At 72.6% G+C, this 21,406-nt stretch carries 20 protein-coding genes; 18 read left to right on the top strand and 2 right to left on the bottom strand.

Annotation, left to right across the window (positions count from 1 at the left end; genetic code table 11):
- Positions 1-11 precede the first annotated feature (11 nt).
- From CNQ36_RS10310 to CNQ36_RS35580, 16 genes are all read left to right on the top strand, one after another.
- Positions 12-1,013: a thioesterase family protein gene (locus tag CNQ36_RS10310; protein WP_004931898.1), complete on the top strand. Its 1,002-nt coding sequence runs from the start codon at positions 12-14 to the stop codon at positions 1,011-1,013.
- 29 nt (positions 1,014-1,042) lie between these two features.
- On the top strand, positions 1,043-1,774 hold the full coding sequence (locus CNQ36_RS10305) for a 2-hydroxychromene-2-carboxylate isomerase (protein ID WP_004931899.1): 732 nt from the start codon (positions 1,043-1,045) through the stop codon (positions 1,772-1,774).
- An 80-nt stretch (positions 1,775-1,854) separates the two neighbouring features.
- Positions 1,855-3,567, top strand: coding sequence for a phytoene desaturase family protein (locus CNQ36_RS10300; RefSeq protein ID WP_121545755.1), 1,713 nt, complete (start codon positions 1,855-1,857; stop codon positions 3,565-3,567).
- 148 nt (positions 3,568-3,715) lie between these two features.
- The gene (locus CNQ36_RS10295; RefSeq protein WP_004931903.1) at positions 3,716-3,976 is read left to right on the top strand and encodes an acyl carrier protein; all 261 of its coding nucleotides are present in this window, start codon (positions 3,716-3,718) and stop codon (positions 3,974-3,976) included.
- A gap of 115 nt (positions 3,977-4,091) precedes the next feature.
- Positions 4,092-5,348: a beta-ketoacyl-[acyl-carrier-protein] synthase family protein gene (locus tag CNQ36_RS10290; protein WP_004931904.1), complete on the top strand. Its 1,257-nt coding sequence runs from the start codon at positions 4,092-4,094 to the stop codon at positions 5,346-5,348.
- Positions 5,345-6,481 carry a beta-ketoacyl-[acyl-carrier-protein] synthase family protein gene (locus tag CNQ36_RS10285; protein ID WP_121545754.1) on the top strand — a complete coding sequence of 379 codons (1,137 nt, stop codon included), beginning with the start codon at positions 5,345-5,347 and terminating at the stop codon, positions 6,479-6,481. The genes CNQ36_RS10290 and CNQ36_RS10285 overlap by 4 nt, the downstream gene beginning before the upstream one ends.
- Positions 6,478-7,437, top strand: coding sequence for a beta-ketoacyl synthase N-terminal-like domain-containing protein (locus CNQ36_RS10280; RefSeq protein ID WP_121545753.1), 960 nt, complete (start codon positions 6,478-6,480; stop codon positions 7,435-7,437). Before CNQ36_RS10285 ends, CNQ36_RS10280 begins: the two co-directional genes overlap by 4 nt.
- 57 nt (positions 7,438-7,494) lie before the next feature.
- On the top strand, positions 7,495-8,607 hold the full coding sequence (locus tag CNQ36_RS10275) for a beta-ketoacyl synthase N-terminal-like domain-containing protein (RefSeq protein ID WP_004931910.1): 1,113 nt from the start codon (positions 7,495-7,497) through the stop codon (positions 8,605-8,607).
- A gap of 41 nt (positions 8,608-8,648) precedes the next feature.
- Entirely contained in the window at positions 8,649-8,912 is a 264-nt protein-coding gene (locus CNQ36_RS10270) for an acyl carrier protein (RefSeq protein ID WP_004931911.1), read from the top strand.
- Complete coding sequence (locus CNQ36_RS10265) at positions 8,909-9,310, top strand: 3-hydroxyacyl-ACP dehydratase FabZ family protein (protein ID WP_121545752.1); 402 nt, start codon at positions 8,909-8,911, stop codon at positions 9,308-9,310. Before CNQ36_RS10270 ends, CNQ36_RS10265 begins: the two co-directional genes overlap by 4 nt.
- The gene (locus CNQ36_RS10260; RefSeq protein ID WP_004931915.1) at positions 9,304-9,774 is read left to right on the top strand and encodes a 3-hydroxyacyl-ACP dehydratase FabZ family protein; all 471 of its coding nucleotides are present in this window, start codon (positions 9,304-9,306) and stop codon (positions 9,772-9,774) included. Before CNQ36_RS10265 ends, CNQ36_RS10260 begins: the two co-directional genes overlap by 7 nt.
- 29 nt (positions 9,775-9,803) lie before the next feature.
- The gene (gene fabG / locus CNQ36_RS10255) at positions 9,804-10,550 is read left to right on the top strand and encodes a 3-oxoacyl-[acyl-carrier-protein] reductase (protein WP_004931917.1); all 747 of its coding nucleotides are present in this window, start codon (positions 9,804-9,806) and stop codon (positions 10,548-10,550) included.
- Positions 10,550-11,089, top strand: coding sequence for a YbaK/EbsC family protein (locus CNQ36_RS10250; RefSeq protein WP_004931919.1), 540 nt, complete (start codon positions 10,550-10,552; stop codon positions 11,087-11,089). The genes fabG and CNQ36_RS10250 overlap by 1 nt, the downstream gene beginning before the upstream one ends.
- A gap of 116 nt (positions 11,090-11,205) precedes the next feature.
- Entirely contained in the window at positions 11,206-12,150 is a 945-nt protein-coding gene (locus CNQ36_RS10245; protein ID WP_176117045.1) for an ATP-binding cassette domain-containing protein, read from the top strand.
- A 37-nt stretch (positions 12,151-12,187) separates the two neighbouring features.
- Positions 12,188-13,030, top strand: a complete 843-nt coding sequence (locus tag CNQ36_RS10240) for an ABC transporter permease (protein WP_121545750.1) — start codon at positions 12,188-12,190, stop codon at positions 13,028-13,030.
- A 213-nt stretch (positions 13,031-13,243) separates the two neighbouring features.
- Positions 13,244-14,203, top strand: coding sequence for a helix-turn-helix transcriptional regulator (locus CNQ36_RS35580; RefSeq protein WP_040907349.1), 960 nt, complete (start codon positions 13,244-13,246; stop codon positions 14,201-14,203).
- Between the two features lie 667 nt (positions 14,204-14,870).
- Here CNQ36_RS35580 and CNQ36_RS34640 read toward each other — a convergent pair.
- On the bottom strand, positions 14,871-15,083 hold the full coding sequence (locus tag CNQ36_RS34640) for a hypothetical protein (RefSeq protein ID WP_163013228.1): 213 nt from the start codon (positions 15,081-15,083) through the stop codon (positions 14,871-14,873).
- Positions 15,084-15,118: 35 nt separating this feature from the next.
- Positions 15,119-16,183, bottom strand: a complete 1,065-nt coding sequence (locus CNQ36_RS10230) for a polyprenyl synthetase family protein (protein WP_121545749.1) — start codon at positions 16,181-16,183, stop codon at positions 15,119-15,121.
- A gap of 326 nt (positions 16,184-16,509) precedes the next feature.
- Between CNQ36_RS10230 and CNQ36_RS10225 the strand changes: the two genes are divergently transcribed.
- On the top strand, positions 16,510-18,663 hold the full coding sequence (locus tag CNQ36_RS10225; protein ID WP_121545748.1) for an MMPL family transporter: 2,154 nt from the start codon (positions 16,510-16,512) through the stop codon (positions 18,661-18,663).
- A complete protein-coding gene (locus CNQ36_RS10220; RefSeq protein ID WP_228312939.1) occupies positions 18,660-20,648 on the top strand; it encodes an ABC1 kinase family protein in 1,989 nt (662 codons plus the stop codon). Before CNQ36_RS10225 ends, CNQ36_RS10220 begins: the two co-directional genes overlap by 4 nt.
- Positions 20,649-21,406: the final 758 nt, after the last annotated feature.

The following is a 21,406-nucleotide window of genomic DNA, read 5'->3' as shown; positions in this document are numbered from 1 at the left end:
GGAGTACATCGATGGCCACCCTGACCGATGTCGAGATCAAGAAGCTGCTGACCGAGCCGAGTTCGGTGACCATGCGCCCCTCCTACGAGGGCGGCAACATCAACACCGCGATCGGTTTCAAGTGTGACAACTACCTGCTCGAAGCGGCGGTGCTCGACCACTTCCGGGCCGTCGGCCTCGGCGCCACCGAGCTGTACCTGGTGCACGGCGTCAACTTCGACGTGGTCGGCGTCGACACCCGCCTGCACACCGTCCTCACGCTCGACGACGACGTGACCGTCGAGGTCACCCCCAAGACCAAGGACACCGACCGCGAGATGGTGTTCGCGGTGGCGGCGATCGTGGAGCGCGACGGCGCCCCCAAGAAGGCCGTCACCTCCAGGTTCCGCGTGCTGCTGCGCCGCGACCCCGCCATCCCCGACGCCGCCCCGCTCCCCGCGGAGCTCGAGCGCTTCGTGGTCGACCGGCTCGCCACCGCCGAGCTCAGCGAGCTGGCCTCCACCCCGGTCGACGACCTGCACGGCGCGTTCCACCGCGGCGAGGACGCCACCAGCGACCCGGTGCTCTCCGAGATCATCGGCGACGACAACGCCATCGGCTGGAAGTGGCGCATCCCGTACTACTACTGCCACTTCACCGAGCGCATGCAGATGTCCGGCTACCTCCGCCAGATGGAGGAGGCCAAGCACCTCTTCGTCGCCTCCCGCGGCATCAGCATCAAGCGGCTGCTCGACGAGCGCGGCTGGATCCCCGTGGTGACGCAGAACAAGCTGCGCTTCACCGACGAGGCGGTCATGGAGGAGGACCTGTACTCCGTCTACACGGTGGAGTCCGTCTTCAAGGACATGCTCTACACCTCCCGCATGGACTTCTACGTCGTGCGCGACGGCAACCTCGTCAAGACCGCCACCGGCGAGATCACCCACGGGTACTGCCACAAGGAGACCCCGGACTCCGAGTGGCAGATGGCCGTCTTCGACGACGAGGTCCTGCGCGCGCTGCGCGGCGAGTGACCCCCGACCCCTCAGTCCGGAGGACCCCCATGGCATCGCGCCGCCGGCCGCGCTGGTACTTCTCCCTGCGCAGCCCCTACTCCTGGTTCGCCTACCGCGACCTGATGAGCACCCACCCCGAGGTGCTCGACTCCATCGACTGGCTGCCGTTCTGGGAGCCGGACGAGGAGACCGCACGGCTGCTGGCCGACGAGGGCGTCACCCTCCCGATCGTCGCCATGAGCCGGGCGAAGAACTTCTACATCCTGCAGGACACCCGCAGGCTCGCCACCGACCGGGGGCTGACGAACATCAGCTGGCCCATCGACCGCGACCCCTGCTGGGAGGTGGCCCACCTGGCGTGGATCGCCGCCGACGACGAGGGCCGCGGCAAGGACTTCGTGGCAGCCGCCTACCAGGCGCGCTGGCAGGACGGCAAGAACATCTCCGACCCGGAGGTGATCGCCGGCATCGCGCGGGAGCTCGGCCTCGACGCCCAGCGCCTGTCCACCGCCGCCCAGGACCCGGACCTGCGCAAGCGGGGCGCCGCGCTGCTCGCCGAGTCCGCGCACGACGGCCTGTTCGGCGTGCCGTTCTTCCTCCACGGCCGCGACAAGTTCTGGGGCGTGGACCGGGTCGAGCCCTTCGTACGGGCCGTCCTCGGCGACGAGCGCAAGGCCGCCCCGGCCGCCGCGCAGGCCCCCGAGGCGCCGGACCCGGCCGCCCACGCCGACCTGCTGGCGGCCGGCGGCGACCAGGGTCACGCCGGCGGCTGCGGCTGACCTGCCCCACCTACTTGCCCCGGCCGGTGCGGAGGCCGGGGCAACACCCCCACCCCACGGCACATGACGAGGAGACGACTGTGGACAGCCACGCGCACGGCACCGGGCGCGGCACCGACTGGGATGCCGTGGTGGTCGGTGCCGGACTCGGCGGCCTCACCGCCGCGGCGTACCTGGCCGTCTCGGGCAAGCGGGTCCTGGTACTGGAACAGTTCTCGATCGTGGGCGGCAACAGCCATGTGTTCCGGCGCCGCCGCAGCTACGAGTTCGACGTGGGCGTCCACTACCTGGGCGACTGCGCGCCCGGGGGAGTCATCCCGAGCATCCTGTCCGGCCTCGGACTCGGCGACCGGGTCGACTTCCTCGAGATGGACCAGGACCGCTTCGACCTCATCCGGGTGCCGGGCGTCTCCGTGGACATGCCCGCCGGCTGGGACGCGTACCGGCGGCGCCTCACGGAGGCCATGCCGGAGGAGGCGGACGGCCTGAACACGTTCGCCGACATCTGCTCGGCGCTCGGGGACGAGCAGCGCTCCGCGCTGTTCGAGGCCCACCGCTGGACGCCCCAGGACATCGCCGCCCGCACCGCCACCATCCGGCAGTGGGGACGGCGCACCCTGGACGACCTGTTCCGGCACTGCGGACTGTCGCCGAGGGCCCGTACCGTGCTCGCCGCCCAGGCCCCCAACTACGGGCTCACCCCGAAGCAGGCCACGGTGGCGCGGCACACCAGCGTCACCGACCACTACCTGCGCGGGGCCTACTACCCGGCGGGCGGCGGGCAGATGCTCGCCGCGGGCCTGGTCGAGGTGATCGAGGCGCACGGCGGAGAGGTCCGCACCCGCAGCAGGGTGGCCCGCATCCTCGTCGAGAACCGCAAGGCCGCCGGCGTCCACCTGGAGGGCGGCGAGGTCGTCACCGCGGACCTGGTGGTCTCCAACGCGGACTACCCGCGCACCGTGCTGGAACTCGTCGGCGAGGAGCACTTCCAGAAGTCGGTGGTCGGCCGCACCCGCCGGGCGAAGATGGGCATGCCCTGGCTGGTGCTCTACCTCGGCCTCGACACCGACCTGCGGGACCGGCCCAACGCCAACCTGTGGTGGTACGACACCGACGACATCGACGGCTACTTCGACCGGGTGAGCGACGGGGAGACGGGCGACGTCCCCTTCCTCTTCTGCTCCTTCGCCTCGCTCAAGGACCCGGAGAACCGCGCGCTGTGCCCGCCGGGCCACGCCAACCTCCAGGTGATGACGCTGTGCCCGCCGGACTACGCGTGGTGGGGCGTCGAGGAGGGACCGGCCGGCGGCGGCGACTACCGCCGCAACCCGACCTACCTGCGGCGCAAGCAGGAACTTATCGAGTCCACGCTGAACGCCGCCGAGAAGGCCCTCGGCCCGCTGCGCCCGCACATCACCCACCTGGAGGCGGCCACCCCGCTCACCCACGAGCGCTACACCCTCTCCACCGGCGGCACCCCCTTCGGCATGGCGGAGTGGGGCGGCACCAGCCGCCCCGGCACCGCCACCGCCATCGAGGGACTCCACGTCGTCGGCGCCAGCACCCAGGCCGGCAACGGCATCGCCGGCGTCATGCTCGGCGGCGTCGGCTGCGCCGCGGGCATCCTCGGCGAGCCGCTGCTCGCCGCCGCCCGCGCCGGGACCGTGTACGGCGACCCCGACCTGCTGCCCGAACGCACGCCCGGCTGGGACCCCCGGGAGGTCTGCCGCGGCGGCGCCCGGCGCACCGCCGTCCCGCGCCCCTTCAGGCTCCCGTCCCCCGGCCCCAGCTGACGGCGCGTACCCCGCGCCCCGCGCACGACCCCGCACACCCGCGTCAGGTCACGCGCGCCCAGACGTGCGGCCCGGCCCGCCAGGCCGCCGGCCGCCACGACCCACCCGAAACACCGACCGAACCACCGGAAAGAACAGAGGGATTCACATGACCACGGCCATCGACACCGACAGCCAGGCCCGCATCAAGGAGATCGTCTGCGACGTCCTCGAGCTCGAGGAGGACGAGGTGACCGACAGCAGCCTCTTCAAGGAGGACCACGGCGCCGACTCGCTGCGCGCCATCGAGATCCTCGCGGGCCTCGAGAAGGAGTTCAAGATCACCATCGAGCAGTCCGAGCTGGAGCGCATGGTCAACCTCGACGGCGTCTACGCCGTGGTCGGCGAGGCCGTCGCGGCCCAGAAGTAGCGGCTACGAGCCGGGCGGCCGGAGGGCCGGGAACGGAACCCCGCCCTCCGCAGCCCGGCCGCCGAGCCGGAACACGTCCTCATCCAAGGCGGCCACGCCGTACCGAGGGAGATTGATGTCAGTGAACGTTTCCGACGCGTCGCGTGACGACGCGGCCACCCGTGTCGTGCTGACCGGGTTCGGCGTGTTCTCCAGCATCGGTGTGGGCGCCGATGAGTTCGCGGAAGGGCTTCGGGCCGGCCGCAGCGGTGCGAAGCCGATCACCCTGTTCGACACCGAGGGCTTCGCGCACGCCAACGGCTGCGAGATCACCGGCGCCGAACCGGAGCGCTGGATCCACCACCTGCCCACCGAGACCCTGGGCCGCGCCACGCAGTTCTCCGTGGCCGCCGCCCGCATGGCCGTCGAGGCCGCCGGCGTCGACCTGGACGACCTGCGCGCCCGGCGCGGCATGATCTCCATCGGCACCACCGACGGGGAGTCCTACGAACTCGACCACCTGGTCGGCACCGAGGTCGCCTCGGGACCGGCGGCCATGGACCCCACGGTCGCCCGCCGCGTCCACCCCAACCGCCTCTCCATAGCGGCCGCCCAGGAACTGGGCCTGTCCGACGTCGAGGCGGTGACCATCGCCACCGCCTGCTCGGCCGGCAACTACGCCATCGGCCAGGGCTTCGACGCCATCCGCAGCGGCGAGGTCGAGTACGCCCTCTGCGGCGGCGCCGACGCCATGTGCCGCAAGACCTTCACCGGCTTCTACCGGCTCGGCACCATCGCCCCCGACGTGTGCCGCCCCTTCGACTCCGACCGCAAGGGCATCCTCACCGGTGAGGGAGCGGGCGTCCTGATGCTGGAGAGCCTGGCCTCCGCCCGCGCCCGCGGCGCCCGCATCTACGCCGAGGTGCTCGGCTACGGCATGAACTGCGACGCCTACCACCAGGTCGCCCCGAACCAGTCCAGCGTCGCCCGCTGCATGGAGATCGCCCTGGAGAACGCCGGCGTCAAGCCGGCCGAGGTCGACCTGATCTCCGCCCACGGCACCGGCACCAAGGCAAACGACGTCACCGAGTCGCGGGCCATCCACGACGTGTACGGCGACACCGTGCCCCGCACCGTCTCCCTGAAGTCGATGCTCGGCCACACCATGGGCGCCGCCAGCGCGCTGGCCGCCATCGCCTGCGCCCTGTCGATCCACCACGGCTTCATCCCGCCGACCATCAACCACCGCGAGACCGACCCCGAGTGCGAGATCGACTGCGTGCCCAACAAGTCGGTCGAGGCGGACCTGAGGGTCGTGCAGAACAATGGCCTCGCCTTCGGCGGCAACAACGCCATCGTGATCCTCGGCAAGTACCAGGACGGTGTCCGATGAGAGTGCCCATCATCGGCGTCGGCGCCGTCGCGAGCGTCGGCCGGGACGCCGACGAGATCTTCGCCGGCCTCTGCGCCGGACGCGGCGGACTCGGCCCGATGCGCGGATTCGACAGCGGCCTCTACAACGGCAAGCAGCTGTTCGAGATCGACGACCGGCCGGAGGGCGCCGACCGCACGCTGCGCGCCACCGGGTTCCTGCTGGACGCCGTCGGCCAGGCCGCCGCGGACGCGGGCCTCGGCGACGACCTGTCCGGCGTCCCGGTGCTCGTCGGCACCGGACTGCGCGAGCTGCGCTCCGCCGAGCTGTGGTGGCGGGACGGAGCGCCATTCGGCGTCGACCGGCTGCACTTCGGCACCGCCCTGCGGGAACGGTTCGGCACCGCCGACACCCTCACCGTCTCCAACGCCTGCTCCGCCTCCCTGTACACGCTCGCGCTCGGCGCGGACCTGCTGGCGATGGGCGAGGCGGACACCGTCATCGTGGCGGGCGTGGACTCCATCACCGAGTCCATGCACGGACTGGCCGACCGGGTCCAGCCCAACCCGCCGACCGCGCTGCGCACCCTGGACGTCAACCGCCGGGGCACCATCCTCGGCGACGGCGCCGCGGCCGTGGTGCTGCGCGGGGAGCACGTCAAGTGGCCGGGCGGCAGGCTCTGGGGCAGGCTGCGCGGCGTCGGCATGACCTGCGACGCCAAGCACCCCACCGCGCCCGACCCGGAGCAGGTCGCCGAGGCGATGCGGCAGGCGCACCGGCTGGCCGGCACCCGCCCCGAGGACATCGACATGGTGATGCTCCACGGCACCGGCACCCCGCTCAACGACCTCGTGGAGATCACCGCCTACGGCGAGGTTTTCGGAGAGGCCGCCGGCGGCCCGGTGCTGACCGGCATCAAGCCCATGACCGGCCACACCAGCGGCTCGGCGGGCCTGATGAGCCTGGTCACGACACTGCAGACCATGGCCACCGGAAAGGTGCCGCCGCTCGTCAACCTCGACGAGCCCATCGAGGAGGCCGCCGGCCTGCGCCTGGTCCGCGCCCAGGAGGCCAAGCACGACGTGGCGCTCGCACAGGTGCACGGATTCGGGTTCGGCGGGGTCAACGCCGTAGCCATTGTGGAGGGATCATGAGGATGGCCGTCACCGGAGTCGGCGTCGCCCTGCCGGGCGCCGACTCCGCCACCGCCCTGGCCGCCGCCCTGGCCACCGGGCGGCACCCCGGGGGCGCCGTCGAACCGGCGGCCGTCCTGGGCAAGAAGGGGCTGCGCTACAAGGACCGCGCGACCCAGCTCGGGCTGTGCGCCGCGCAGCGGGTGCTCACCGACTCCGGTCTGCTGGCCGACGGCGCCCTGACCGTCGACGGCACCCGCACCGCGGTCCTGGTCAGCTCCAACCTGGGCAACGTCGACACCGTCTGCCGCGTGGTGCGCACCATCGCCGACGAGGGCACCTACGGCGTCAGCCCGATGGACACCCCGAACGCCTCCAGCAACATCATCGCCTCCGAGATCGCCATCCGGTGGGGCCTCAAGGGCCCCAACCTGATGCTGTGCAACGGGCCCGCCTCCGGGCTCGACGCGATCCGCTGGGGCGCCGCCCTGCTGCGCTCCGGCCGTGCCGACCACGTCGTCGTGGTGGGCGTCGAACCGGACAACGAGATCGCCCGCGGCCTGGTCGGCGGTCCGCTGGTGGACGGCGCCGCGGCCGTCGTCCTGGAGCACACCGAGGCCGCCGAGGCCCGCGGCGCCACCGTGCGGGCCCTGATCGGCGCGCACACCAGGGGACTGGACGTGGCGGGCACCATCGGCGAGCTCGCCGAGGTCGAGTCCGAGCCGGCCGCCTGGTACGCGCCCGCCGCCGCCACCCCGTCGCTCGCCGCGGGACTGCCCGTGCACGACCTCGCCGCGGTGTGGGGCGAGCTGTCGGGAGCGCTCGGCGTCGTGCAGTGCGCGGCCGCGGTCGGCGCCCTCGACGAGGGCGCCGACGGCCCGATGTGGCTGGTGGCGGGCACCGACTCCGACGACGGCGTCGCCACGCTCGTGCTGCGCCCGCCGGTGCCGGCCGGCGTCCAGCCGGCCGCCGTCTGAGCGGCTCCACCGGACTTCGACGACACCGAGCACCACCGAGCAGAACGGAAAGTGACCATGACCCTTTCGGCGAGCGCGCCGGCGACCGCGGCCCGGCCGGTGATCACCGCGTGGTCCGCGGTGTCGCCGTACGGCATCGGCAAGGACAGGTTCGTGGCCGGCGTGCTGGCCGGACAGGACACCAGGTCCCCGCTGGACCCCGGGCAGTGGGCGGCGCCCGACAGCCACGCCTGCCTGATCCCCGGATTCGAACTGCGCGAGGTGCTCGGCAAGAAGGGCACCCGCTCCATGGACCGGGTGACCGGACTGGCCGTCACCGCCGTCCGTGACCTGCTGGAGGACTCCGGGGAGCGGCGCACCGCCTCCGACGAGGAGACCGCCCTGGTGCTCGGCACCACCACCGGCAGCGCGCAGAGCATGATGGACTTCACCCGCGCCTCCCTGGAGGGCGACAAGCCGTTCTACGTCGACCCGTCGCTGATGCCGAACGCGGTGATGAACTGCGCGGCCGGCCAGTGCGCCATCCGGCACAGCCTCAAGGGCCCGAACACCACCATCGCCGGCGGCCGCGTCGCCGGGCTGTCCGCGCTGAGCTACGCCGCGGGACTGCTCGCCTCCGGCCGCGCGCGGGCGGTGCTCTCCGGCGCCGCCGAGGAGTTCTCCGACGCCCGCGCCTGGCTGGACCACCACCGGCGCGGCGAGGACGGCGCGGACACCGTCCTCGGCGAGGGCTGCGCCATGTTCATGCTGGAGTCGGGCGAGCTGCCGGACGCCCGTGACCGGGCCCTGGCCGAGGTGCTCGCCGTGCAGTCGCGGGTGTACGCCGACGACCCGGGCGACGCGCTCGCCGGATGCGTGGACGGCGTACTGCGGCGCGGGGGAGTGGAGGCGGGGGACGTGTGGGCGGTCTCCACCTCCGGCCCCGCGGGCGCCCTCGGCGACCGTGAACGCGAGGTGCTCACCGCCCGCTTCGGCGAGACGGTCCTCGGCCGGGCGCCGGCGATGACGCCGGTGGGCGACACCGCGGCGGCCTCCGCGGCCTTCCAGATCGGCGCGCTGCTGGCCGCCGCCGAGCAGCCCGGCACCCCCCGGGGCGCCGTCGCCCTCGTCTCCTCCGTGGACGACAACGGCGTCGTCGCCTGCGCCGCACTGCGCCTCACGGCCAACTGACGTCCTCTCACCCTTCGTACTCGACGAAAGAAGTTCCTCACATGCCGATCGACACGGCCGCCGGACTCGACCGGGAACACCTCCGGCAGCTGCTCGCCGAGACCATCGACGCCGACGTGGCCGACGTCGGGGACGACACCGACTTCGTCCAGACCCTGGGAGTCGACTCCCTGATGGCCCTGGAGGTGGTCGTGGTGCTGGAACGCGCCTACGGCATCAAGTTCGCCGAGACGGAGATGAGCACCGTCCGGACGCTGAACAGCGCCTACGAGGTCGTCCACCGCAAGCTGGTGGAGCGTCCGTGACCAGTCCCGTCCTGGCCGTCCCGCGGCCGGTGCGCGAGCTCGCCCACGACGAGGGGTCCGGGGCCTGGACGGCCGGCTTCACGGTGGAGATCACCGCGGACGAGCCGGTCTTCGCCGGACACTACCCGGACTTCCCGATCTTCCCCGGCGTCTGCGTCATGGAGTGCGTGCGCCGCGCCGCCGAGTCGGCGCGGCCGCCCCTGACCGAGGGGCTGCGGCTGGCCGCCGTGGAGTCCACCCGCTTCACCGCCGCCGTCCACCCCGGCGACGAACTGACCGTCGAGGTCACCTGGTCCCCGCGCGGGGAGGGCTGGCGCTGCGCCGCCAAGGTCGCCACCGCGCACGGCAGGACGGCCTCCGTCCGCCTGCGCTACGCCCCGGAGGCGACGGCATGCTGACCCCCGCCGAGGTGCGGGCCACCCTCCCGCACCGCTACCCCATGCTGCTGGTCGACCGCGTGCTCGACCTGACGGAGGACCGCATCCGGGCGGTCAAGGCCGTCACCCTCAACGAGCCCTGGTACGCCCGGCTCGGCGAGCACCCCGCACCGGACGAGCTCGCCTACCCGGACTTCCTGCTGATCGAGTCCTGGACCCAGACCGCCGGCATCCTCGCCAAACGCCTGGCCGGCGGCGCGGCCGACGGCCAGGTGATGCTGTTCGGCTCGATGAGCGGCATCGAGTTCCACCGGCGCGCCTTCCCCGGCGACACCGTGGAGCACCACGCCCGCCTGCAGCGGGCCGTCGACGACACGATGATCTTCGAGGGCGAGAGCACCGTGGGCGGTGAACCGCTGATGACCATGGGCGGGATCACCATGGCCTTCCGCCCGGGCGAGGCCCTCGCGCCGCCCTCTTCCTGAACCACCGCCCCGACAACCTACGGAGTGTCATGACGGAGAACACAGCGCCGGTCGCCCTGGTGAGCGGCGGATCGCGCGGCATCGGCCGGGCCGTGGTGCTGCGGCTCGCGGCCGAGGGACACGACGTCTCCTTCTGCTACCAGTCCAACGAGCAGGCGGCGCTCGAGCTGGAGAAGGAGGCGGCCGAACTCGGCCACCGCGCCCTGGCCGTCCGCGCCGACGTCACCGACGCCGCCTCGGTCCGCGACTGGGTCGCCCGCACGGAGTCCGAACTGGGCCCCATCGACGTGGCGGTGAGCTCGGCCGGCATCACCCGCGACAACCCGCTGGTCCTCATGTCCGACGACGACTGGCACAAGGTCCTGGACACCAATCTCGACGGTGTCTACCACGTGTGCCGTGCCGTGATATTCGAAATGATGAAGCGCAAGTCCGGCACGATCATCAACATTTCCTCCATCGCCGGTGTGTACGGAAATGCCACGCAGTCCAACTACTCCGCCTCCAAGGCGGGCATCATCGGATTCACCAGGGCGCTCGCCAAAGAGGTCGGCCGGTACAACATCCGGGCGAACGTCGTGGCACCCGGATACATCGAGACCGATATGACGTCCGAGCTTTCGGAAAAGGTCAAGAAGGACGCCGCGAAGAGCATTCCGCTGCGGCGTTTCGGACAGGCCGAGGAAGTCGCCGATCTCGTCGCCTACCTGGCCGGCGGACGCGCCGCCTACATCACCGGTTCGGTCCTGCAGATCGACGGCGGCCTGACGGTCTGATGACCGGGGAGACCTACCAGCGGCTGCGCGCGCTCGCCGACCACCACGGTGCCGACTACCGGCTGATCGAGCACGTCCCCGAGGGACGCACCGAGGTGGCCAGCGCGCTGCGCGGGCACGCTCTCACCGAGAGCGCCAAGAGCCTGGTGGTCGCGGTGCGGCCGACCAAGAGGACCTGCCGGTACGTACTGGCCGTCGTCCCCGGCGACCGGCGCCTGGACCTGGCCCGGGTCGCCGAGTGCGCCGGCGGGCGCAAGGCGGGATTCGCCGACCGGGAGACCGCCGAGCGGCTCGCCGGCTCGGTCAGCGGCTCCATCATTCCCTTCTCCTTCCACCCCGACCTCGAACTGATCGTCGACGAGGACCTGCTCCGCGGCGACACGCTGTTCTTCAACGCCGCCCGCCTGGATCTGTCCATGGCCCTGGCGACCGAGGATTATCTGCGCATGGCGCGGCCGCGAATCGCACGTATCGCCGAAACGGACGGTTCACCGACCGTCGCATTTCAACAACCTGCAGGCGCCCCGTCTCCGTTCTGATACCGCCCTAGCATCACGAAGCAGCGGTTGAGGAAATTCCCCGAACATGTCCGAACCATGGCCTGGCGACCGGGCCGCCGGAGAGAGCAACGGAGGCCCCGCACGTGGCCAATCCCATGATTGAGGCAATCGACGTAACGAAGTCGTTCGGTGACGTCACCGCGCTGAACGGTGTGAGCGTCGCGGTTCCCGAGGGGTCGATCCACGGCCTGCTCGGCCACAACGGCGCCGGCAAGACCACCCTGGTCCACATTCTCTCCACGCTGCTGGAGCCGACCTCCGGCACCGCCCGGATCGGCGGCCTCGACGTGTCCGCCGACGCCCAGGAGGTCCGCCGGCGCATCGGCCTGACCGGGCAGTTCGCGTCCGTGGACGAACAGCTCTCCGGCCGCGAGAACCTGACCCTGATCGCCCGCCTGCTTGGCGCGAGCAGGCGCCAGGCCCTCGCCCGCGCGGACGAACTGCTCGAGCTGTTCGAACTGACCGAGGCGGCCAAGCGGCCGGCCTCGACCTACTCGGGCGGCATGCGCAGGCGGCTGGACATCGGCGCGAGCCTCGTCGGCTCCCCCCAGGTGATCTTCCTCGACGAGCCGACCACCGGGCTGGACCCCAACTCCCGCATCGCCGTGTGGGAGGTCATCGAACGGCTCGCCAAGGACGGCGTGTCGGTGCTCCTCACCACGCAGTACCTGGAGGAGGCCGACCGGCTCTGCGAGCGGATCACCCTGCTCTCCAAGGGATCCGTGGTCGCGGAGGGAACGCCCGCGGAACTCAAGGCGGCCGTCGGACAGCGCATGGTGACCGTGACGCTGACGGCCGAGTCGGAGGTGCCGGCCGCGCTGCGCGCCCTGACCGGCGCGGGCTTCCGGGCCACCGCCGCGCAGGACTCCTCGGCCGCCGTCGGCGTGCCCGTGGCCGCCTCCGCGGACCTGGCGGCCGTGGTGCGCACGCTCAACGAGGCGCACACCGAGATAGCCGAACTCGGCTTCTCCGAACCCACCCTGGACGACGTCTATCTGAGGCTCACCCACGAGTCCGCCGGAACGCCGGTGCCCGCGTGACCGTCCCGACCATTCCCACCGTAGAAGGAGCACAGAGATGACGGTCGTCGAAGCCGAGGCGAGCCCCCGGCGGACACCGCCCGCGCGGGACGGCGTGGCCTCCCAGTGGGGCGGCAGCGGACTGTTCACCCAGACCATCGCGCTCACCGGCCGCTCGCTGCGGCCCTACATGAACGCGGGCGTCATCATCGTCACGTTCGTCGAGCCCCTCGTCATGCTGCTGATGTTCGCCGGCGTGCTGAAGGTGCTGGGCGAGGCGCCCGGCATGTCGAAGGACATGGCGTACATCGACGGTCTGGCCCCCGCCATCATGATCATCACCGCGGTCGCCGCGGGCGCCCAGGCGGGCAACGGTCTCATCAACGACCTGCGCAACGACGTCATCACCCGCTTCCACACGCTGCCCATCAACAGGTTCAGCGTGCTGCTGGCGCGCAGCTTCGCCGACGCGGCGCGCTCGCTCTACCAGCTGATCGCCGTCGCCGTGCTGGCCGCGCTCATCTTCGGGTTCGCGCCTCCCGGCGGAGTCCTCGGCGTCCTGGGCGCGATCGTGATGAGCCTGCTCGTCGGCTGGTCCATGAGCTGGATCTTCATCATGATGGCCGCGCTGCTGCGCAACGGGGACGTGCTGCGCATGATCACCACGCTGCTCACCTTCCCGCTGCTCTTCGCGTCCAACGCCTTCGTGCCGCCGGAGTCGATGCCGACCGGGCTCCGCGTCATCGCCCAGGGCAACCCCATCTCGTACGCCAACGACGCGGTGCGGAGCCTGGTCGCGGGGAACGCGAGCGTGATGGAACTGCTCACCACCGTCGCGGTCTGCCTGGCCCTGGTGTGCGTGTGCGCGCCGATCTCGAAGCGCTCGTTCCGGGTGATGTGACCCCCTGACTCCGGTCACCCGGCCACGGACCGGGTGACCGGTTGTGCCCTCATCCCGCCCCCTGCCCCGGCGCAGTGGGCGGGATGTCCTGTCCCGGTGGCACCATCCTGTCGAACCCGAGACCGAACACTCCAAGCCGTTCTCCCGGTGCCTAGGTTTAAAGCGCGAGAGGGCAAAACCTGCCCTCGGGAAGACATTTTCCGAGAGGTTGATGTGGCGCAATCCGGGATCGGTCTCGACGAACGTTCGGAGCTTCTCTACCGGAGGCTGCTCAGGCGGGCGAACTGGCAGACGCAGGAACTGGTCGAGGTCATGAAGTGGCCGTCGTCCGAGGTCGTACGTGCGATGGACACACTGAGGGCCGAGGGACTCGCCGCCGTCTCGGCGGACGACCCCACCGCCTTCCGCGCGGTGGAGCCGTGCATCGCCCTGCCGGCCCTGCTGGCCCGGGCGATGCACGAGGGGCACTCCCCGCAGCCCCGGCCGGTCGAGATCGACCGGTTCATCGCCCTGCACGAGCGGGCGGTCGAACGGATCGAGGAGTCCGCCGGCTCCGGCGGGTACCGCCACGACGCGTCCACCGTGATCGAGCGGATGGTCGCCAAGGCGGAGCGCGACGTGGTGTTCCTCGTCCCGCGCTACCTGGAGGGCGACTTCGCCTTCTCCCGGCCCATCGTGGACATGGCGCTCCGGCGCGGCACGCGGCTGCGGGCCGTGTGGGCGTCCTCGGTCTTCCACGCCCATCCCGCGATGGTCCACGCCCAGTGGCTGGCCCAGCAGGACGTCCAGCCCCGCATGGCGGACTCGGTGCCGGTGTGCGCCATGATCATGGACGGGGCGGTGGCCGTGGTCATCGACGACGCCCGGGAACCCCGGGTGGTGCGCTCCGCGGCGGAGCTGGACTCGCTGTGCGCACTGGCCGAGCGGTTCTGGGAACGGGGCGCCGCGGTACGGCAGCTGAGACGCACGCCCGGCACCCCGACCGCGCGCAGACCCCGCACCGAGATCGTGCTCCGCCTGCTGGCCGAGGGCCTCACCGACGACGCCATCGCCCGACGCCTCGGCTGCAGCGTCCGCACCGTCCGCAACGACGTGGCGGCCGCCATGGTCGCCCTCGACGCACGCAGCAGGTTCCAGGCGGGCGCCCGCGCCATGCAGGTCGGCCTGATCTGACCCCGGCGCCCCGCGCCCATCCCCACGCCCTGCGCGCGCCCGCGTGCAGGGCGTCGACGTCCCCCGGCCCGCAGGGCATGGACATGGCCCGGCCAGCCATCCCCGGCCACCCGGCCACCACAGCTCCCCCGCCACCGCCCTCGTCACCGGCCCCGCAGACCCGCCCGCGGCTCCCGCCGACGCGTCGAGCGGCTTCGCCGCACGGGGTGAGAGGTCCGCACCGCAGCTGATCCACCGTTCCGGCCCCTCACGGGCGTGCGATTCTGGCCGCCCATGCCAACGCCCCGCAGCCGGGCGCTTGCCCGGCATCGATGTGGTGTGGCTCGGCTCCTCGGGAGTCGTGCGGGGCTCCGGCACTCGGACAGCGCGGATTCACCGCTACGGCGCCTGTTGCCGGCCCCGCCGGGCCGAGGCCCCGCAGGCGTGGCCGGGACGAGAGAGCCGAGCGCTCGGCGCCGAGGCACCGGCCGTCGCGCTTCCGCCGTTCCGGCCCCTTGCGCTCGTCGGTAGCGGTCCGCCCATGCCAACGCCCCGCAGGCGGGCGCCTGCGGGGCACTCATGTGGTGTGGCCCGGCCTCTCAGGGACCGTGCGGGGCGCCGAGCCCGCCCCGCACGCTCCGGTACACGGGCAGCGCAGGCCGGCCCGTGGCGTGAGAGGGCCGGGCGCTCAGTGTCGGGGCACGGGTCGTCGCCGACCCGCCGTTCCGGCCGCCCGTGCCGACGACCCGCAGGCTTCGCCGTGCGGGGGTTCGGGGCGGCGGGGGAGGGGGCCGCGGGTCAGGAGGGCCGCGACGGTGGCCAGTTCGTCCGGAGACGGGCCGGCGCCCAGCAGCTTCAGCAGGGCCGGGCCCAGGGGGCCCTCGAGTACGGGTGCGGACACGGAGATCTCCTCACGGACGCGGGAAGCCGGCCGGATCAGCCGTTGCGCAGGGCCACGAAGTCACAGAGCGCGTCGAGCGTGCGGCGCGCGGGCAGCGGCGGCAGGACGCCGAGCGCGGCACGCGCCCGGCCCAGCCTCTGGTGCATGAGCGTCTCCGCCCGGGCCGCGGCCCGCGAGTCGGAGAACAGCTTCAGGGCCCGGCCGTGCCAGTCCTCGCCCGCGGCCGGCCCCGCCGCCAGCAGTTCCCGCAGTTCGGCGTCGCCCGCGTCCGTGCCCTCGCGGGCGAGCAGCACGGGAAGGCTGGGCACCCCGGCGAGCAGGTCCCTGCCCTGCTCCTTGCCGCTGGCCGCCTCGGACGAGCGGAGGTCGAGCAGGTCGTCGGCTATCTGGAAGGCCAGACCGAGTTGTTCGCCGTACTCCACGAGGGCGTCGGCGGCCGCCCGCGGCGCCCCGGCCTGGAAGGCGCCCACACCCAGCGACATGGCGAGCAGCGCGGCGGTCTTGCCCGCGGCGACCCGGAAGTAGTGCGCGACGGGATCGGCGCCCGGCCCGGGGCCGACGAGTTCGAGCAGCTGGCCCTCGACGATCCGGTTGGCCGTACGGGCGTTGAGCGCCAAGGCGTCCGGCACCAGGTCAGCCGACAGCCGGGCGCCCCGGGCCAGCAGCCAGTTGCCGCCCTGGGCGGCCGCCCGGTTGCCCCACAGGGCGTTGGCGCTGGCGGCGCCGTGCCGCACGGCGGCACGGTCCACGACGTCGTCGTGGTACAGCGAGGCCAGATGGACCAGCTCCGCGACGACGGCCGCCTGCGCCACGCCCTCACTGCCGGGATCACCGAACTCGGCCGCGAGCAGCACCAGCAGGGGCCGCATCCGCTTGCCGCCGGTGGCCGCCAGATGCCCGGTGAGTTCCCTCACCCGGTGGTCGGACGCGTCACGCGTACGTTCCCGCAGCAGCCGCTCCGCGTCGGCCAGCGCCCCGCCCAACCGGTCCTGGAAACACGGCACATCGGGTCCGAGCCGGCCCAGCAGCTCGGCAGCGACCGGGCGGCCGGCGCCGCACACCACGGTGGCCGGGAGCTCGTACAGCTGCTCTGCGGTCACGAGGGAACCCATCCTGTCGGTGCGGCCAGCGGGAGCGGATCCACGGCGCAGGTACTCCGCCGTTTCCGGCCGCAACCATTGCAGTCCCCACCAAGGGGGACAACGGAGCTGGCAAGAAGGTGTCAGGAACGCGCCCCGCGCCGGGCGAGCGCCGGCCGTGGCCGCGGCGGCCCGGAACCGCGGGGTGCGCGAAACGGAACGCCCGCCGGAATACACCTCCGCGCCCGGCAGCTTGATGCCAGTTTCCGCCGCCGGCCGACGGCGGGGGAACGCGCGCGGACCACAATCGTTGCGCCCTTGCACCCCCTGAGAAGGAGCCTCCCCCCATGTTCGGACGGGTCGGACGGTCCGCCGTCAAACACCCCTGGCTGACCATCCTGGCGTGGGTGATCGCGGCGATAGGCGTGGCAGCCCTGGCCCCGCCCCTGAAGCCGGTCAGCGACCAGGCCGAGTTCCTGCCCTCCCACTACGAGTCGGTGAAGGCCGCCGAGGTCCAGAAGCGGGCGTTCCCGCAGCAGGAGCAGCCCGCCTCCGTCATCGTCTTCCGCCGCGACGACAACGGCCGGCTCACCGAGGCCGACCTCGCGGACGTGAAGAAGGTCGCCGCCGGGCTGGAGAAGGCGGACCTGGAGAAGATCGGCGCCGTCCAGACGAGCCCCGAGGCCGTCTCCGAGAACGGCGAGATCGCCCTGGCGAGCATCCTCGCGACGACCGACAACCCCTACGACGAGACCCTCATGGAGTCCGTCGGCGAGCTGCGCGAAGAGGCCAAACCCCTCCTCGAGGGCACCTCCCTGCACATGGGCATCACCGGCTCGGCGGCGACGGCGCTGGACACCAAGGAGTCCTCCGGCGACACCGACGCCATGATCATGATGGCGACCCTGGTCCTGCTGATCGTGCTGCTGGCCGCCATCTTCCGCAGCCCGCTCATCGCCATCCTGCCGGTCCTCGTGATCGCCCTGGTCTTCGTGCTCGCCACCGGCCTGATCGCCATCGCCTCCGAGGCGGGCGGGTTCCAGGCGGACGCCTCGATCGGTTCGATCCTGATCGTGGTGCTCTTCGGAGTCGGCACCGACTACCTGCTCTTCCTGCTCTTCCGCTACCGCGAGTTCCTGCGGAAGGGCCAGGCGCCCAAGGAGGCCATGACCGAGGCGGTCACCCGCGTCGGGGAGACCATCGCCTCGGCCGCCGGCGCCGTCGTCGTCGCCTTCCTCGCCCTGCTGCTGTCCAGCCTGGGCATGCTGAAGGCCCTCGGCCCGGCGCTGGCCATCTCGGTCGGCGTCACCCTGATCGCCGCGCTGACCCTCGTACCGGCCGTCTTCTCCCTCCTCGGCACCAAGGCGTTCTGGCCGTCCAAGGCGTGGAGCAAGGAACCCAAGCACACCCTCGCCGCCCGGACCGGAGCGCTCACCGCCCGCCGTCCCGGCCTCGTCGCCGCCGTCTCCGGCGGTCTGCTCGCCGCCCTCGCCGCGGGCGTCCTCAGCCTCAACACCGTCTTCGACAGCAGCAGTTCCCTGCCCAAGGACCTCGAGTCGGTCCAGGCGGCCAAGGAGCTGGAGCGCGGCTTCGCGGCCGGCCAGACCGACCCCACCTGGGTGTTCCTGGAGGCCGAGGACGGCGGCAAGCTGGAGCAGGGCCAGATCGACGCCTACGGCGAGAAGCTGGGCGCCGCCGACTTCGGGCGGGTGACGCCCCCGGTCCTCGCGCCCAAGGGCGACATCGCCAAGTTCGGCGTGGTGCTGGCGCACAAGCCGGACAGCGACCGGGCCGTCGAACTGCTCGCCGGTCCGCTGCGCGACGCCGCCCACGAGGCGGCGCCCGACGGCACCCGCGCCCTCGTCGGCGGCACGTCCGCCGTGCTCGCCGACATCCAGCACGCCACCAACCGCGACTACTCCGTGGTGTTCCCGGCCGCGGGCCTGGCCATCATGCTGATCCTGGGCCTGCTGCTGCGCAGCGTCGTCGCGCCCCTGTACCTGATGGCCGCGGTCGGACTGGGCTTCGCCGCGACCCTGGGCGCCACCGTGCTGCTCTTCCAGAACCTCGCGGGCGAGGCGGGTCTGCCGTTCACCCTGCCGGTGATCGTCTACCTGTTCGTCGTGGCGATCGGTACCGACTACAACATCCTCATGGTGGCCAGGCTGCGTGAGGAGGTCGGTCGCGGCAGCACCCCGGCGGAGGCCGTCCGCCAGGCGATCACCCACTCCACGTCCACCGTCGGGACGGCGGCCGTGATCCTCGCCGGCACCTTCGGCGTCCTGCTGCTGGCCCAGAACTCCATGCTCCGGCAGATGGGCTTCGCGGTCGCCTTCGGCATCCTGCTCACCGCCTTCGTGATGGCGGTGCTGCTGGTTCCCGCGGTGACCACCCTGCTCGGCCACCGGACGTGGTGGCCCGGCCGGGTCCGCACCGAACCGGGGGAGCCGGCGGACGAGGACGACGCGGAGCGGGAGCCCGTCGCCGCCCACCGTACGTGAGCAGCTTCCTCCTGATCGCCGGGGCCACCGCACTGCTCGGCCCCGTGATCATGGCCGTACTGGCCCGCAGGGTGCTCGGACTGCGCATCGGCGCGGTCCGGGCACTGCTCACCGGCGTCGCCGGACTGCTGGCCGCCGGCGTGGTCGGCACCCCGATGGGACCGCAGGCGAGCCGCACCCCGCTGGTGACCGTGCAGCTGGGTGCGGCCCTGCTCGGGGCGATGATCTTCCTGGTGCTCTCCGAGGCGGTGGTCGGCGGCCCGCTGCGCGGCATGGTGCGCTGGCCCGGCGCCGCGCGCCGCAGGCTGGCGCGCAGCCGGCGCTACACCCAGCTCAGCGGGATCGCCGTACGGCACGGGCTGCGCCGCTTCCTGACCGGCCGCTCCCGCGGCGGCACCGCGAACCCCCAGGAGCAGGCCGCGCTCGCCCGGTCCCTGCGGCTGGCGCTGGAGGAGGCGGGCGCCACCTTCGTCAAACTGGGCCAGGTCCTCTCCTCCCGGCACGACCTGCTGCCCGCCGTGTTCGCCGACGAACTGAGCGCGCTGCAGCACGAGGTCGCCGCCGAACCGTGGCCCGACATCGCGCGGGTGCTGGCCGAGGAGCTCAAGGCCCCGCCGGAGAAGGTGTTCGCGGAGTTCCAGACCGAGCCGCTCGCGGCCGGATCCATGGCCCAGGTGCACCGCGCCCGGCTGCACGACGGCCGTGCCGTGGCCGTCAAGGTGCAGCGGCCCGGCGCACGGCAGGTGGTGGAACGCGACCTCGACATCCTGTTCCGGATCAGCGACATGCTCGAGCGGAACACCGCCTGGGGCCGGACGGTCGGCTCCCGGGAACTGGTGCGGGGGTTCGCCGACTCGCTCCACGAGGAACTCGACTTCCGCACCGAGGCCCGCAACACGGCGGCCGTCGCCGCCAACGCCGCCGTCGCCGCCGGTGAGGAACCGGAGGGCGCGGACGGGGACGGCCGCCCCGCGGCCGGCCCGCGGGTGCTGATGCCGGAGGTCCACCACCGGCTGAGCACCGAACGGGTCCTGGTCGTCGAATGGCTCGACGGCGTCACGCTGAACCGGGCCGACGCCGTCCTCGACGCGCAGGGCCTCGACCGCGAGCGCCTCGCCCGCGACCTGTTCGGCTGCCTGCTCGGCCAGATCGTCATCGGCGGCGTCTTCCACGCCGACCCGCACTCCGGGAACGTCCTGGTCCTGAGCGACGGCAGGCTCGGCCTGGTCGACTTCGGCTCCGTCGGCCGGATCGACCGGATGCTGCGCGGCAGTCTGCGCGAACTGCTCATGGCGATCGACCGCAACGACCCGCGGGCGCTGTCCGACGCCCTGCTGGACCTGGTGGAGCGGCCCGACGAGATCGACGAGGAGCGCTTCACCCGTGCGCTGGGCCGCTACACGGCCCGCCACCTCGCCTCCTCCGGGCCGCCGGGCCGCGAGATGTTCTCGGACCTGTTCCTGCTGGTGGCGCAGTACGGACTCACCGTGCCGCCCGAAGTGGCCGCGGCCTTCCGGGCGCTGGCGACCGTCGAGGGCGCGCTGGGCCGGCTGGTGCCGGGCTTCGACCTCGTCGAGGAGGCGCGCGCCTTCGCCGCCACCGAGCTGTCCCGCAGACTCTCCCCGCAGCACCTGAGCCGCTCCCTGGCCGACGAGGCCGCCGCCGTGCTGCCGATGCTGCTCCGGCTGCCGCGCCGGGCCGAGCGCATCAGCAGCGCGCTGGAACAGGGCCGGCTGGGCATCAACGTACGGCTGCTCGCGGACGAACGGGACCGGCGCTTCATCCAGTCCCTCGTCCGGGACGTGCTGCTCACCTTCCTCGGCGGACTCACCGGCGTCCTCGGCATCCTGCTGCTCTCCACCCAGGGCGGCCCCAAGGTCACCGGCTCCCTGCGCCTGTTCGACATCTTCGGCTACAACATGCTGCTGATCAGCTCCGTACTGGTACTCCGCGTCCTCTTCACCATCACCAAACCCCGCCGCTGACCACCCCTGCCCAGCCCGTCACACCCGGGGTGTTCGCCCTCGCCGGGTCACGGCGCCACCGGGCCGGCATCCACCGGGTCCGGTGACTCCGACGACGACGGCGCCTCCGCTTCCGGGCGGGTCGGCGAGGGAGTGGGCCGCGCGTGTTCGTGTGCGGCCATCGGCCGGTGTCGCGGCGGCCGTTCGTCCTCGCCGGTGACGCCGCCGGGCCGGATCCAGCGGGTACGCGTGGCGGGCCCTGGGGCGTGGCCCATGACCGTTGTCGGCGGGCGCTGGTCACCTTCGCCAAGTCACCGTCCCGAGCGGGCCGGTGGTCACGGGTCCGGTGACTCCGATGACGACGGCGCCTCCGCTTCCGGGCGGGACGGCGAGGGCGTGGCGCGCCGCGCGTGTTCGTGTGCGGCCATCGGCCGGGGTTCGTCCTCGCCGGGTCGCGGCGCCGCCGGGACGGATCCAGCGGGTACGCGTAGCGGGTCCCGGGTTGGGGCCGGTGGCCAGTTGTTGGCGGGTGCTGCTCACCCTCGCCGAGTCACCGTCCTGAGCGGGCCGTTGGTCACCGGGGCCGGTGACTGCGAGGGCGACGGCGCCCCCGCTTCCGGGCGGGTCGGCGAGGGTGTGGCGGGCCGCGCGTGTTCGTGTGCGGCCACCGGCCCTTGTCGCGGCGGCCGTCCGCCCGGGCGGAATTCACCGGGCTTCCATGGTCGCCGGCGCGGGTTCCGCTCGGCCTTGCCGGGGCGGAGGTGTCCGGCGCTCATGGT

The sequence above is a fragment of the Streptomyces fungicidicus genome, assembly GCF_003665435.1.
Taxonomy (GTDB): domain Bacteria; phylum Actinomycetota; class Actinomycetes; order Streptomycetales; family Streptomycetaceae; genus Streptomyces; species Streptomyces fungicidicus.
The sequence above is the reverse complement of the archived record's forward strand: the minus strand, read 5'-3'. Positions and strand labels throughout refer to the sequence as shown.

Excerpts from the sequence above, each read along its gene's own strand:
- CNQ36_RS10310 (WP_004931898.1), top strand. The coding sequence starts at position 12 with ATGGCCACCCTGACCGATGTCGAGATCAAGAAGCTGCTGACCGAGCCG.
- CNQ36_RS10305 (WP_004931899.1), top strand. The coding sequence starts at position 1,043 with ATGGCATCGCGCCGCCGGCCGCGCTGGTACTTCTCCCTGCGCAGCCCC.
- CNQ36_RS10295 (WP_004931903.1), top strand. The coding sequence starts at position 3,716 with ATGACCACGGCCATCGACACCGACAGCCAGGCCCGCATCAAGGAGATC.
- CNQ36_RS10290 (WP_004931904.1), top strand. The coding sequence starts at position 4,092 with ATGTCAGTGAACGTTTCCGACGCGTCGCGTGACGACGCGGCCACCCGT.
- CNQ36_RS10285 (WP_121545754.1), top strand. The coding sequence starts at position 5,345 with ATGAGAGTGCCCATCATCGGCGTCGGCGCCGTCGCGAGCGTCGGCCGG.
- CNQ36_RS10280 (WP_121545753.1), top strand. The coding sequence starts at position 6,478 with ATGAGGATGGCCGTCACCGGAGTCGGCGTCGCCCTGCCGGGCGCCGAC.
- CNQ36_RS10275 (WP_004931910.1), top strand. The coding sequence starts at position 7,495 with ATGACCCTTTCGGCGAGCGCGCCGGCGACCGCGGCCCGGCCGGTGATC.
- CNQ36_RS10270 (WP_004931911.1), top strand. The coding sequence starts at position 8,649 with ATGCCGATCGACACGGCCGCCGGACTCGACCGGGAACACCTCCGGCAG.
- CNQ36_RS10260 (WP_004931915.1), top strand. The coding sequence starts at position 9,304 with ATGCTGACCCCCGCCGAGGTGCGGGCCACCCTCCCGCACCGCTACCCC.
- fabG (WP_004931917.1), top strand. The coding sequence starts at position 9,804 with ATGACGGAGAACACAGCGCCGGTCGCCCTGGTGAGCGGCGGATCGCGC.
- CNQ36_RS10250 (WP_004931919.1), top strand. The coding sequence starts at position 10,550 with ATGACCGGGGAGACCTACCAGCGGCTGCGCGCGCTCGCCGACCACCAC.
- CNQ36_RS10245 (WP_176117045.1), top strand. The coding sequence starts at position 11,206 with ATGATTGAGGCAATCGACGTAACGAAGTCGTTCGGTGACGTCACCGCG.
- CNQ36_RS10240 (WP_121545750.1), top strand. The coding sequence starts at position 12,188 with ATGACGGTCGTCGAAGCCGAGGCGAGCCCCCGGCGGACACCGCCCGCG.
- CNQ36_RS10225 (WP_121545748.1), top strand. The coding sequence starts at position 16,510 with ATGTTCGGACGGGTCGGACGGTCCGCCGTCAAACACCCCTGGCTGACC.